This window comes from Alteromonas sp. KUL150 (assembly GCF_009811475.1).
Lineage (GTDB): Bacteria > Pseudomonadota > Gammaproteobacteria > Enterobacterales > Alteromonadaceae > Alteromonas > Alteromonas gracilis.
Window position 1 is genome coordinate 41,930 of record NZ_BLIJ01000006.1, and the last position, 12,896, is coordinate 54,825.

12 protein-coding genes are annotated in these 12,896 nt (G+C 43.6%); 6 read left to right on the forward strand and 6 right to left on the reverse strand.

The window, feature by feature from the left end; all coding sequences use genetic code 11:
* Positions 1-150: 150 nt before the first annotated feature.
* Together GVO62_RS01130 and GVO62_RS01135 are read left to right on the forward strand one after the other, a co-directional pair.
* Entirely contained in the window at positions 151-1,332 is a 1,182-nt protein-coding gene (locus GVO62_RS01130) for an acetyl-CoA C-acyltransferase (protein ID WP_159117384.1), read from the forward strand.
* 9 nt (positions 1,333-1,341) lie between these two features.
* A complete protein-coding gene (locus tag GVO62_RS01135; RefSeq protein ID WP_159117385.1) occupies positions 1,342-3,141 on the forward strand; it encodes an acyl-CoA dehydrogenase C-terminal domain-containing protein in 1,800 nt (599 codons plus the stop codon).
* 682 nt (positions 3,142-3,823) lie between these two features.
* On the opposite strand, the gene GVO62_RS01140 is transcribed toward GVO62_RS01135, so the two are convergent.
* Positions 3,824-4,222, reverse strand: a complete 399-nt coding sequence (locus GVO62_RS01140; protein WP_105931066.1) for a DUF3718 domain-containing protein — start codon at positions 4,220-4,222, stop codon at positions 3,824-3,826.
* Between the two features lie 242 nt (positions 4,223-4,464).
* Entirely contained in the window at positions 4,465-4,863 is a 399-nt protein-coding gene (locus tag GVO62_RS01145) for a DUF3718 domain-containing protein (RefSeq protein ID WP_120959637.1), read from the reverse strand.
* A 388-nt stretch (positions 4,864-5,251) separates the two neighbouring features.
* On the opposite strand from GVO62_RS01145, the gene GVO62_RS01150 reads away from it, so the two are divergent.
* Positions 5,252-5,464 (forward strand): hypothetical protein, encoded by a 213-nt coding sequence (locus GVO62_RS01150; protein WP_236547032.1) that lies wholly within the window; start codon positions 5,252-5,254, stop codon positions 5,462-5,464.
* Between the two features lie 155 nt (positions 5,465-5,619).
* Here GVO62_RS01150 and GVO62_RS01155 read toward each other — a convergent pair whose 3' ends face one another.
* Both GVO62_RS01155 and GVO62_RS01160 read right to left on the reverse strand, forming a co-directional pair.
* A complete protein-coding gene (locus tag GVO62_RS01155; RefSeq protein ID WP_105931069.1) occupies positions 5,620-6,012 on the reverse strand; it encodes a DUF3718 domain-containing protein in 393 nt (130 codons plus the stop codon).
* 165 nt (positions 6,013-6,177) lie between these two features.
* Entirely contained in the window at positions 6,178-7,080 is a 903-nt protein-coding gene (locus tag GVO62_RS01160; protein ID WP_105931070.1) for a LysR family transcriptional regulator, read from the reverse strand.
* Between the two features lie 232 nt (positions 7,081-7,312).
* Here GVO62_RS01160 and GVO62_RS01165 point away from each other — a divergent pair, with 232 nt between their 5' ends.
* Entirely contained in the window at positions 7,313-7,762 is a 450-nt protein-coding gene (locus GVO62_RS01165) for a MaoC family dehydratase (RefSeq protein ID WP_159117386.1), read from the forward strand.
* Positions 7,763-7,929: 167 nt separating this feature from the next.
* On the opposite strand, the gene GVO62_RS01170 is transcribed toward GVO62_RS01165, so the two are convergent.
* The gene (locus GVO62_RS01170; RefSeq protein ID WP_105931072.1) at positions 7,930-8,094 is read right to left on the reverse strand and encodes an entericidin A/B family lipoprotein; all 165 of its coding nucleotides are present in this window, start codon (positions 8,092-8,094) and stop codon (positions 7,930-7,932) included.
* Positions 8,095-8,111: 17 nt separating this feature from the next.
* The gene (locus GVO62_RS01175; protein ID WP_159117387.1) at positions 8,112-9,098 is read right to left on the reverse strand and encodes a mechanosensitive ion channel family protein; all 987 of its coding nucleotides are present in this window, start codon (positions 9,096-9,098) and stop codon (positions 8,112-8,114) included.
* A 431-nt stretch (positions 9,099-9,529) separates the two neighbouring features.
* Between GVO62_RS01175 and GVO62_RS01180 the strand changes: the two genes are divergently transcribed.
* Together GVO62_RS01180 and GVO62_RS01185 are read left to right on the forward strand one after the other, a co-directional pair.
* A complete protein-coding gene (locus tag GVO62_RS01180; RefSeq protein ID WP_159117388.1) occupies positions 9,530-12,223 on the forward strand; it encodes a TonB-dependent receptor plug domain-containing protein in 2,694 nt (897 codons plus the stop codon).
* 167 nt (positions 12,224-12,390) lie between these two features.
* Positions 12,391-12,693 (forward strand): 4a-hydroxytetrahydrobiopterin dehydratase, encoded by a 303-nt coding sequence (locus tag GVO62_RS01185; protein WP_105931075.1) that lies wholly within the window; start codon positions 12,391-12,393, stop codon positions 12,691-12,693.
* The last annotated feature ends 203 nt before the right edge of the window (positions 12,694-12,896 follow it).

Sequence of the window (12,896 nt, forward strand, 5' to 3'; positions counted from 1 at the left end):
ACTTGATGTAGCAAGAAATTAGCGACGAGAGCGGGTAAAAGTTTTCGTCACTAGATATAAAGACTTGGGAAAGCTAGGCAGCCAGTGAAAAGTACACAAGCCTAGCTAAATTCTGGCTGAACTCTCAGCCTAAATGAAAGGAATATAAATATGCGTGATGCAGTTATCGTAAGTACAGCACGAACGCCAATTGGGCGGGCTTATAAAGGTGCCCTAAACAACTTACCCGCACCGTCATTAGGTGGGCACGCTATTCAAAACGCAGTAGCACGTGCGGGCATCGACCCTGCCAGTGTCGATGACGTGGTGATGGGCGCAGCACTGACACAAGGCAGTGGCGGCATGAATATTGGTCGTTTGGCTGGTTTGGCTGGTGGTTTACCGGTGACAGTGGCGGGTATGACGCTTGACCGCCAATGCAGTTCTGGCATGTATGCAATTGCCACCGCAGCAAACTCAATCCGCACTGGCGATACCAATATTATGGTAGCAGGTGGCTTAGATTCGATTTCTTTAGTGCAAAACAAGAATATGAACATGTTTCGTGCGGTAGACCCTGCGCTTGTCGCTAAGCACAAAGATATCTACATGCCAATGCTTCAAACTGCTGAAGTTGTGGGCAAGCGCTACAATATTAGCCGCGACGTTCAAGACGAATACGGTTATCAAAGTCAAATGCGAACCGCAGCGGCGCAGGAAGCGGGTAAGTTTGATGATGAAATTGTGCCAATTACCGCAGTCCAAGCGATATTTAACAAAGAAACAGGTGAAACATCAGAGCGTGAAGTCACCTTGTCAAAAGATGAAGGTAATCGTCCAGAGACCACGTTAGAGGGCCTAAAGGCACTTAACCCTGTTATCGAAGGTGGCTGCATTACCGCAGGTAACGCAAGTCAGCTCTCTGACGGCGCTAGCGCGACCGTTATTATGGATGAGCAGTCAGCGGCGAAGGGGAGTGCTCAGCCACTTGGTATCTATCGCGGTATTGCAGTAGCAGGCTGTGAGCCAGATGAAATGGGAATTGGCCCAGTATTCGCCATTCCTAAGCTATTAAAGCAGCATGGATTAACCATGGACGATATTGGTCTATGGGAGCTTAACGAAGCGTTCGCAGTACAGGTTCTGTATTGTCGCGATAAGTTGGGCATTCCAGACGAATTATTAAATGTAAACGGCGGTGCCATTTCTATTGGTCACCCGTACGGCATGAGCGGTGCTCGCATGGTGGGTCACGCACTCATCGAAGGTAAACGACGCGGTGCAAAGTATGTAGTTTGTACCATGTGTATCGGTGGCGGCATGGGCGCTGCTGGTTTATTTGAAGTTCTATAGGTATTGGGTATGGAAGGTTATAAAGCTCCACAACGTGACGCCATGTTTGTAACACATGAGCTATTAGATTATCAAAATCACTATCAGAAGTTAGGTTTCGAAGAAGCTTCAGAAGACTTGGTGTCGGCAATTTTCGCTGAAGCCGCAAAGTTCTCTGAAAACACGCTGGCGCCTATCAACGCGTCGGGTGACGAGGAAGGCTGTAAGTGGGTTGATGGTGAAGTAACGACGCCGAAAGGCTTCAAAGAAGCCTACCAAACCTACGTAGAAGGCGGCTGGCCAAGTATGTCTCACCCGGAAGAGTTTGGCGGGCAGGCGCTGCCGTACTCACTGTCTTCTATCATTGCTGAGTGGTTCTCAGGTGCGAATCATTCGTGGGCAATGTATCCAGGTCTCAGCCAAGGCTGTATGGAAACGTTAAAAGCTCATGGCACTGAAATACAGCAAAAGATGTTCCTTGAGAAACTCATCAGTGGCGAGTGGACAGGAACGATGTGCCTAACTGAAGCACACTGCGGTTCAGACCTCGGCATGCTTAAATGCCGTGCGGAACCTCAGGAAGACGGTAGCTACAGCTTAACGGGGACAAAAATCTTTATCTCTGCTGGCGAGCACGATATGTCGGAAAATATCGTTCACATTGTGTTGGCTCGTTTACCAGATGCACCAGAAGGCACTAAGGGTATCTCGCTATTTGTTGTGCCTAAATTCAACGTCTCTGAAGACGGGGAAAAGCAAGATAGAAACGCAGTGAGCTGTGGCAGCATTGAACATAAGATGGGTATCAAAGCCAGCGCTACCTGTGTGATTAACTTTGACGGTGCTAAAGGCTTCTTGATTGGCCCACCAAACCGCGGTCTTAACTGCATGTTCACCTTCATGAATACTGCACGGATAGGTACGGGGCTTGAAGGCTTAGCCGCGTCTGAAGCAGCCTTCCAGGGGGCATTACGCTACGCAAAAGACCGTATCCAGTTCCGTTCATTGACGGGGCGCAAGAACCCAGATGGCCCGGCTGATCCTATTATCGTGCACCCAGATGTACGCCGTATGTTGTTGACGCAAAAAGCCTTCGCGGAAGGTAATCGCGCGCTTGCTGCCTACTGCATGCAACTAGTAGACGTTACGCTATACGGTGATGACGCTGCAGAAAAACAAGTAGCCGAAGCTAAACTGGCCTTCTTAACACCTATCGTGAAAGCGTTTCTAACTGAAACAGCCCAAGAAGCAACTAGCTACGGCATGCAGGTTTATGGTGGTCATGGCTTCATTAAAGAATGGGGCATGGAACAGCTAGCCCGTGATACACGTATTTGTACCATGTATGAAGGTACTACAGGTATCCAAGCGGTTGATCTATTAGGCCGTAAAGTGATGGGTTCTAATGGTGAGCTGCTTAACGTATTTGTTCAAGAAGTGCGCGACTACTGCAACTCTCTACGTGACAACGCACAGTTCAGTGCTTGGACTAACGCGCTTAGCTCACACCTTGACGAGTGGCAGCAAATTACTATGGATATTGGTAAAGCAGCCGCGTCTAATCCAGATGAAATTGGTGCTGCGTCAGTCGATTACTTAATGTATTCAGGCTATGTATCGGTGGCTTATTTCTGGCTCAAAATGGCAGTAAAAGCGCAAGAGCAGCTTGATGCAGGTAGTACAGAAACCGAGTTCTACAAGAGCAAGATCTTAACGACAGGCTTCTACTTTGACCGTCTGTTAACGCGTACTCGCTCGCTGGTTTCTGCGATGCAATCAGGTGCAGATAACTTGATGTCTATGCCAGAGAGTATGTTTGCTGTCGAGTAATGGCAGAGTAGTTAAACGAGCTCTAAAATACGCGCGTAGCTAAAGATGCGCATCTAAGGCCGAGCGAATGGGGTAACCAATTTATAGTTGGATACCCCATTTAGTTCGGTCTTTTTGTTTTTAAAACTTAAATCAAGCGTGCAACGTGATAGTTGCTACACTATTCTAATATAGACGGCGGACTTGCTGTATACCTCAGTTAGAGGAGAATGGCTGAAACTTCTCTATTAATTTGCACCACAGGTTGCCTGACAGAGCTGCTACGATAAATGGCTCCATGATTGATAACTTTCTCATAGTTATGTAATTGGGCCTGACTCTCCTTCCTGATATCACTAAAGCTAGAATTTGTTTAGTCTCCTTGAACACGAAGAAGATCATCAAGTGCATACCTGTTTATCTTTATTTACTCTCTGATTTTAACGTTATGGGAAAGTAGATTGATGCTTTCGAACTGTGTGGGCAATTATCTATGCGAACTGGTTTTACAACAATTGACGTATATTTAAGTGAGCAATCATTACTCAACTTTCAAAAACCATAGCTTTTGAGATGTGAGAAAAAATAGCAGAATATTTTGAGGCTTAGAAAAGGGTGAGGCCCCAAGAAGGGGCCTCTAGTGCGGCGTCCCGCCGCTACCATGTTGAAGCGTTACATCACATGGTGTGACTAAATTTTTATATTAGATTCTGCCGTTAAGTTCAGCTGAAATTGGTGAGCTTTGAAGACCTTGTTCAGCAATCCAAGCTTGCAATGTCTTGCCATCTGACTCAGGCTCAGCCAAGTCTTTGCTAGGCATCTGCTTAACGAGTAGCGTACCCACTTCAACTGCGTTGCTAGTAATAGCCGTTCGAATGAGGCTTTGGCCGTTGCAAGAAATACCTGAGTAGTAGTCGCGAAGTTTTAACTTGTAGTCTGACTGTACGCTACGCATTTTTTTACGAAGTTCACCTTTATCGTCTGCTTGAACGATTGTGCAGATATTTGCTAGCGCTTCGTTGATATCATTCGCCTGTGCTGCGTTAGAAAAAGCTAAAGTAGATGCCGCAATTACTAGAGAAGTTTTAACGATTTTCAACATGGTTAAATTCCTTCGGTTGTTGTTTAGTTAATGTTTGTTCGTTGAGATGTATTAAACCCTAATCTAACTAATTGAAAAACATGCTGTAAAATAACAGGGTATACGAAAGCATACTTTAAGCGGTAGTCAGTCTTAGCGAAGGCAGCGCGCCAATAAAAAAGGCCCCGTAGCAGTGGGGCCTTCGAGTGCAGCATTCGCTGCAACCATGTTGAATTGATTCACATGGTGATGTGATATGATACCTAAATTCTGTCGTTAAGCTCAGCTGAAATTGGAGAGCTCTGCAGTCCTTGCTCAGCAATCCAAGCTTGTAATGTTTTGCCGTCTGATTCTGGTTCAGCTAGATCTTTACTCGGCATTTTCTTAACAAGTAGCGTACCTACTTCAACTGCATTACTGCTAAGCGCGGTGCGGATTAAGCTTTGCCCGCCGCATGAAATGCCTGAGTAGTAATCGCGAAGCTTTAATTTAAAGTCTGACTGAACGCTACGCATCTTTTTGCGGAGCTCGCCCTTATCGTCTGCCTGAACGATAGTACAAATGTTTGCAAGTGCTTCGTTTATGTCATTCGCTTGCGCTGTGTTTGAAAAAGCAAGTGTTGATGTAGCGATGATTAGAGAAGTTTTAACGATTTTCAACATGGTTAAATTTCCTTCGTATATTTAATTATTCAGAGAGATTGTTTGTTCGGGTTTTATTAAAAGACAATCGAGATGATTAAAAAACATTCACTCAAATAACCATGTATGTCACTTAATACCTTATACTAAAGGCGTAGATAGCGTGAGCTTCGTTATAGCCTTTAGTATTAAAGGGCTTGCGAGGTTAACGCATACCAGAACTGGTGGATGGGAAATGATCAAATAAAGTGTAAAAAAACAGCGTTCATGCTGTTTTTTGCGTTTGCTGTTCTCGCTATGCATACTCGAACCAGCGAGTTTGCTTAGCGCATCATCAATAAAATCGACGTTATTAAGAGACGATATATTATCTATCAAGATGGAAAGTCATTAGAAATAAAACGATGTATTGTCCGAGATATTTCATCGCGCTGCTCAGCAAAACGAAACAGGTACCTTACGCTTTTTGATGATAGAAAAAGTGTTTGGTGAGTTTGCTCAGCAAGAAAAATTTGCTGATGTGTACAAAGCGTTTCTAGAGCGTGTTTACAAAAATGAGCCTGTACTTTCGATAAGCGAAGGAGTTTCCGGAGAAAAGCGAGCGGTGACTCAGGCCAGTTAGGTATTAGTTACTCATAATTAGATAAAAGGAGAGTTAACAATAACTCTCCTTTTATCTTTTTAAGATGAAAAGAAAAAAGCGACCCGAAGGTCGCTTTTTAAAGTGCAGATTTCTCTGCAACCATGTTGAAATGGTTCACATGGTGTGAAAAGGTATTACAGACGGTCGTTAATTACCGCTGCAATGGGATTATCCTGCAGACCGTTTTCAGCCACCCAAGCTTGAAGCGTTTTTCCGTCAGCTTCTGGTGCTTCCAAATCGCTCTTAGGCATTTTTTTAACAAGCAGCTCGCCAGCTTCAACGGCGTTGCTTAGAAGTGCGGTACGAATAAGACTGTTACCACCGCAGCTGATACCGGAATAGTAGTCTTTCAATTTCATGCGATAGTCAGATTCAACTGAACGCATTTTTTTTCTAAGTTCGCCTTTATCGTCTGCTTGTACGATAGTGCAAATATTTGCTAGTGCTTCGCTAACATCGGCATGTGCGATACCCGACATACCAAATGATGCAGCAATAACAAGAGAAGTTTTAACTATTTTCAACATGGTTAATTCCTCGAGTAAATTTAGATTTGTTTGTTCGCTCGAGATAATTAAAAGATAAAGCGAGGAGTATGGAAATGTTATTAACAATACACCGGTATGCAGGGTTATAACTAAGACTGGATACTGAAAAAAGCGCTTAAATTTAAGCGCTTTTATTGAGTGTTTTTAGTGCGGTTTGAAGTTACTTGCCACTTCCATAATCTGCTCACGCATCCACATGTGAGCATAGTCATGGTCTGCGCTTACATGCCAATATAAATAGTATTCTACAGGGGGAAGGTCAAACGGCATCTCATATATAGCAAGGTCGTAATGTTTTGCTAAATGAAATGGTAAACACGCTATCAAATCAGTTTTCACAATTGTGCTTGGTACAGTAAGAAAGTGTTGACCGCGCATGACTTCTTTTCTTCTTTTCCCCATCTTGTCTAATGCGACATCAATAGGACCTGCCCCTGATTTCCGCTGGGAAACATTGATATGCCCAAGTCGAAGAAAAGTCTCGAGATCCAGTCCATTTTTGAGGGCAGGGTGATTTTTTCGAGCCAATACGACGAATCTGTCCTGCGCTATCTTTTCTTTGCACAAGTGAGGGTCGGTAAAGGTAGATGCATCGGCAAAAAAGTCTAGTGTACCTGCCGCCATTGCCGATACCACTTGGCTTCGCGGTATCTCATAGTTAGTTAGACCTATATTTGGTGCCAGGTTTTGAAGTCTTGCAACTAAGCGAGGCATGATACTAGCTTCAAGCAAATCTCGGCTCGCAAAGTTAAACGACTTCTCCGCTGTTAGCGGGTCGAAGGTATGGCTTTCTTGCACACTTTTGCGAAGTAACGCCAAGGCTTGGCGGGCAGGTACAATAATGTTTTGCGCAACGGGTGTTGGTGTCATGCTGTGGCCCGTTCTCACAAAAAGCGGGTCATTTAGCATTTCTCTTAATCTAGCTAATGAATTACTCACAGCAGGTTGTGTGATACACAAAACATCTGCTGCCTTGGTCAAACTTCCGGCGGTATAAATGGCGTCGAATACAGCAAAAAGGTTCAAATCTATTCTATTGAGATTCATAACTAATCCTTTAAGAGCGAATGCCCTGAAAAAAAGCCAATAGATGAAAAAGCACTGAGTGCGACTCAGCGAAAACAATTGCAACAACTTCTCGTGCCGCTACATAGCATCTACGAATAATTTACGTTAGTGTAACAAGAATGTTTATAAATACCTATTATTAAAAGTTAATTGAAACATTCAAGTGAATAATAGTAGTTTTAACAATATTCAACAGGAAAGAGACGCGAACATGAAAACACTTTTGGATTTATCGGTAGGAGATTCACTTGAGCAGTCTGAATGGCTGCCAATAACTCAGGACATGATTAATCAGTTTGCAGATGCGACGGGAGATCACCAATGGATACACTTAGATGTAGCGCGTTGCGAGATGGAAAGCCCCTTTAAATCAACCATTGCTCACGGTTTTTTAAGCGCAAGTCTAATGCCAAAGGCTTTCGCGGAAGTCATATCTCCCAGTGATAAAATTGCGTCTATGATAAATTACGGCATAGATAAATTGCGCTTTCTAGAACCAGTTAAAAGTAACGACTCGCTGAAGTATCATTTTACTCTCGTTGAGGTTACTGAAAAGCCACAGGGCAAACTGTTTAAAGTAGAAGCATCATGTTTACTCAAATCGAGCGGGAATCCAGCGCTTGTCGGTAGCTTCCTTATGCTAGCCGTGTTAAAGCCGTAGGCCTGCGCACGTGCACGTTTAGAATTTTCCCAACGTTTTAGCTTTTCCATATAAAACTCATCACTGAAATACTAGAAATAAAAAAGCCTGAACGATGCTTTCGCTTATCTTCAGGCTTTTTAAATTTCTAAAGAACAATGAGCGTTAGAAGCGACATTGTGAACGTACTAGTTCGATGCTTCTTCTGCGCCTTCTTCTACCGCTTCGCCTGCACTTTGAATATCTTTGCCTGCGCCTTCAATGGTTGCACAGCCACCTAGGCTACCAATGCTTGCTGCAAGTATAAGGGCCAAAAATGCGTGTTTACGTGTATTTGAATTTAACATTTCCATTTGTCTCTCCTTTGGATTTACTCTTCATCAGGTTGATCTGAATCGTTACCTGCTTTTTTATCCGACGTTGTTTGTGTCGAAGTTGAATCTGCCTTGCTTGTTCCGCGTTCCTCTTTTTGGTTAATCATTGCATTAAGCTTATCGCCGCCTTTGGCGTTAAAGTCCAATGTCCTGATAGGAAACGGAATAAGAATATCGTTATCCTCTAATACTGTTTTGACCGTATTTATGGCATCGTGGCGCACTACCATAAACCCAGGCTCTCCTGGATATCGAATCCAAAACCATAAAAGAAGGTTAATACTGGAATCGCCGAAAGACTCTGCATAAACGGCGGTTTCGTCTTTCTTAATGACATAGTCTTTATCGTTCATTGCATCTGTGATGACTTTTGCAGCTTGCTCAATATCATCTGCATATGATATGCCTACCGGCACCTCTATTCGTCGATAACCCAACGTTGAATAGTTAGTCAGTATGTTGCGAAATAGTATTTTGTTTGGAATTACCTCTAACTGCCCGTAAAAGGTTTCGACCAGCGTATTTCGAAGGTTGATTTCCTTAACATTCCCAAAAACGCCCTCTGCCTCAATAACATCACCGATTTCAAAGGGTTTTCTAATACCCATCGCTACACCAGCGATAAAGTTTTCAGTCATGTCTTGGAAGGCAAAGCCTATGGCTAAACCTACAATTCCGGCCCCGGCCAAAAGAGATGTGACTGTACCTTTGAGCCCAACAAAGTCTAACGCAATGAAGATACCCGCCACGAGGATAATAGATTTAATAATAGAAGTAAGAAGACCAGCTATTTGACGAGACTCGAAATTACGTCGCATGAGTTTTCCAACTACGTTGCCGACGACTTTCGCAATAATTCCAAACAAAATAGCGATAAGAAACGCAACAACGATATTGGGGAGAAGGGTGATACCTCCTTCTATCCAACTCTCAAGCTTTTCACTTAAAAGCTTGTAGACCTCATCAACTTTTGGAAACTCCATAATCCTCATTACCTTCACATATTTTATTTAGAGAGTTTCAAGATTCATTCCTAGTATATAGATGGGGTATGTTTATGAAATTTATGCGGTTTATAAAGGTGGGTGGCCGAAGGTTAAGAGCCAAATAGTAGCTGGTGTGTATGAATTACCGATTGAGTGAAACATATTCACATAAAGTAGGTTCAAGAAATTGTGAGATGGGCATCCCATATTAGTCTAAAGTCTACCTGGTCAGACCATGTGTAAAATTAATGTAAACATATTATTCACAATAAATTTACAAAGTTAGAAATCGCGCATAGTATCAAAACGGTAGGTCACAATTTGTGGATGGCCTATCACAATAACAACACAAAATCGAACAGCCTGTTGCTAGCGGAAAGTGTGGGTAGTAGTGCCGGTAGTGATAAGCCCAGATTTGGAATCACACTATGAAATTTAAAACGCGTAAGACAGCGGTTGCCGCCGTGGTAGGCACTGCTTTATTTTGTTCTCCTTACCTTGCATCAGCCCAAGAAGCTGAAGTAGAGAATGAGCAAGAAGCTAAAAAAGATGTCGAACTCATTCTAGTTACCGGAAGTTTCGTTCGTCGAAGTGAAAACTTTGAATCTCCTTCACCCCTCGCTGTCGTCGATAGCGTCGCTATTGACGCGATTGGCGCGAAAAATATTGCAGATATTACTCAGACCCTTACTATTAATACCGGCGCTGAAAATAACCCTGATGCGTTTACTCAAAACGCAACCGCAGGCACATCTAACATAAACCTTCGCGGTCTTGGTGTTGCCTCAACCCTAGTACTCCTTAATAACAAGCGACAAGTTGTAACCGCTCAGCCTACAAATGAAGGGTTGAACTTCGTAGATACAAGTTCATTAGTTCCCATGATTGCCATCGATCGCATGGAAGTAGTAAAGGACGGTGCATCTGCTTTATACGGTTCTGATGCTGTAGCGGGCGTAGTGAACTTTATTACAAAGCGTAATTACGATGGTGCGATGGTGAGCGTCGATTATCAAGACGGTGCACATGGCGATAATAAGGAATATGTCCTTCAGGGCCTATGGGGAGCGACAGGCGATAAAGGTAATGTTATTGCGGCAATTAGTTATACAAATCGTTCTCCGCTTTTTATAAACGATAGACGCTTGAGTCGTCCGCAGGACGATACCAGTGCCTTAGGGAATCCAGCTAGCTTCTTCATTGCGCCTGGTGTTCCAGTTATTGATCCGTTTGGATGTGAAGAATTTGGCGGTTTTCCACAGATACTAGCACCGGAAGGTACCGTTCCTGGGCTTGATGTTGGCCTTTGTGGTTTCGATTTCGGGCCGTTTTATTCTTATGTGCCGGATGAAAGCCGCATCAATGCATATACTCGCGCCGAGTACGAATTTACAGACGATATTACATGGACGACTGAAATTGGCATGGCACGGAACCGAGCCGAGCGCGGTGGTGCGCCAAGCTTTCCTATTTTGACTGCACCAGTGGTTCCAGACTATCACCCACAAAACCCATTTGGGCGTGCGGTGTCGTTTTTTGGCCGTGCTGAAGGCAACGGGCAGCCAGGTGATGCTGCAAATACCGAGTCAGATACATTCCGCTTTAGCACAAATTTACAAGGCGTAACTGATAGTGGTTTCTGGGAAATAAGTTATACAAGAGCGGTGAATGATTTTGTATTTTCAGTACCCGATGTATTGAACACTGAATTTCAACTCGCGCTGTTAGGTTTCGGTGGCTCAAACTGTAATCCAGTCTTGGGAACACCAGGTGAGGGTAGCTGCGAATTTTTCAATCCATTTGCAACGTCATACACAAGTGCACCTAACTCAGACTATGTACTTAATTCATTTACGGCTAAGCAGGTCATCGACTCGAAATCTGATTTAGAAGTATTCGAAGCGTTTACTTCTTTTGATACCTTCGAAATGGGTGGCGGTTATGCCGCGCTCGCACTCGGGGTTCAGTATCGTGAAAACAGCCTGAGACAGGATTACGATGAATTATCTAATCAAGACAGTTTCACCTTTGTTATCGGTAACCCTGACTTAGATGGAAGCCAAGATGTTTGGGCAGCATTTGGGGAATTGGCATTACCGGTTAGTGACGAACTCGACGTGCAGTTGGCTGTTCGTTATGAAGATTACGGCGGTAGTATTGGTAGCACAGTCGATCCTAAGTTGGCTATATCATGGCGCGCGACAGACGAATTTTCGCTACGAGGCTCGATCTCGACGTCATTTAGAGCGCCAACCGTATTCCTAGCGCAAGGGGGAGCTACGTCACTGCAACAAGTTGTCGACCCAGTGCAAGGTGCGCAGGCTTTTGTCGCAGTGCGTACATCGGGTAATGAGGATTTGAAACCTGAGGAATCTACAGCGTACAACATAGGTTTTTCTTACGAGCCGTTCAGAGACCTATCAATCGAGTTAGATTATTGGAACTTTGAATTTGAAGATTTGATCATTCAGGAGAATGCGCAAGCGCTATTGAACGCAGATCCTACTGATACTTCGCGGATCGTTCGTGCTGGAGACCCTTTAACGGGGCCAGTATTACAGATTAACAATACTTATGTTAACGCAAGTTCGCTTGAAACATCGGGCATAGACTTCGTTTCTAGCTATAAAATGGAGACGGAGCTCGGGAACTTTACACCGACTATTCAAGCAACTTATATTACCAAGTATGACTTGAACGACCCGCAAGCAGGGGATATAGATGGTGCTGGTCGCCGTAACTTCAATAACATAGGTGTGTCATCGCCAGAGTTACGTATGAATATTGGTCTTAACTGGCAACATGATGTACATGCAGCAAACCTGTTCTTGCGATACATATCATCATATGACGATGATCAAAACTGTGCAGATGGAACAAGTAATACCGGTGGATGTGCAAATGGTTTTTATGAAATCGACAGCATGCTAACGGTTGACGCTCAGTACAACATTGACTTAGGTAGCGTTTTCGACACCGATCAAAGTTATGTATTGACCATAGGTGGAGTCAATCTATTTGACGAAGAACCACCGCAGGTATTCACAAACAGCGGCTTTGATTCAAAGGTGCATGATCCTCGTGGTCGACAAATTTATGCGAGGCTAGCAATAGAGTTTTAAGGTTATTGCTGAAAATTGCTGAAAGATAGAGCCGGCTTCCAAAGCCGGCTTTTTGTAAACTAAAAGCTCCACACATTTTTTCAAGTTTTATGCATATCCCTTTTCTAATCTAACTCTCATTATTTAAAGTAAGTAAAAGGCTTATAGAAACCTACTGGGAGATTAGAATGCCGACAAAGCTAGCGGACGATACTATTGCCACTAAATTGGCTGCACTTAATGATTTAGTTACAGACGGCACGCATTGGGAGCGAAGTGGTGATTGCATCAAAAAAACATTCACGTTTAAAAGTTTTATCAGAGCATTTGGCTGGATGTCTCAAATTGCTATTTGGGCCGAGAAGTTAAAGCATCATCCAGAATGGTTTAATGTTTATAACAGGGTTGAGGTAACACTTACAACGCACGATGCCGATGGATTGACAGAACTCGACTTTTCTCTTGCTGAAAAAATGGAAAAATTTCAATAGGTCGGCTGGGAAAACCGGGGGCGTAGGGTTGAATACGCGCTTTTTCGTATTAACTTTGCGCATATTGGTCAATTAAGCTGCGAACAGTCAGAAAAATGAAATATTTCGGTGCTAAGCACTTGTGTTGAGTAAGTCCCTATGTATAATACGCACCACGTTGAAGCGAGGCATTAAACGAAACGCTTTCAACAGATATTTTCTGG

Bases quoted from the DNA above. Each gene is read 5' to 3' on its own strand.
- GVO62_RS01130 (WP_159117384.1), top strand. From the start codon at position 151: ATGCGTGATGCAGTTATCGTAAGTACAGCACGAACGCCAATTGGGCGG.
- GVO62_RS01135 (WP_159117385.1), top strand. From the start codon at position 1,342: ATGGAAGGTTATAAAGCTCCACAACGTGACGCCATGTTTGTAACACAT.
- GVO62_RS01140 (WP_105931066.1), bottom strand. From the start codon at position 4,222: ATGTTGAAAATCGTTAAAACTTCTCTAGTAATTGCGGCATCTACTTTA.
- GVO62_RS01145 (WP_120959637.1), bottom strand. From the start codon at position 4,863: ATGTTGAAAATCGTTAAAACTTCTCTAATCATCGCTACATCAACACTT.
- GVO62_RS01155 (WP_105931069.1), bottom strand. From the start codon at position 6,012: ATGTTGAAAATAGTTAAAACTTCTCTTGTTATTGCTGCATCATTTGGT.
- GVO62_RS01160 (WP_105931070.1), bottom strand. From the start codon at position 7,080: ATGAATCTCAATAGAATAGATTTGAACCTTTTTGCTGTATTCGACGCC.
- GVO62_RS01165 (WP_159117386.1), top strand. From the start codon at position 7,313: ATGAAAACACTTTTGGATTTATCGGTAGGAGATTCACTTGAGCAGTCT.
- GVO62_RS01170 (WP_105931072.1), bottom strand. From the start codon at position 8,094: ATGGAAATGTTAAATTCAAATACACGTAAACACGCATTTTTGGCCCTT.
- GVO62_RS01175 (WP_159117387.1), bottom strand. From the start codon at position 9,098: ATGGAGTTTCCAAAAGTTGATGAGGTCTACAAGCTTTTAAGTGAAAAG.
- GVO62_RS01180 (WP_159117388.1), top strand. From the start codon at position 9,530: ATGAAATTTAAAACGCGTAAGACAGCGGTTGCCGCCGTGGTAGGCACT.
- GVO62_RS01185 (WP_105931075.1), top strand. From the start codon at position 12,391: ATGCCGACAAAGCTAGCGGACGATACTATTGCCACTAAATTGGCTGCA.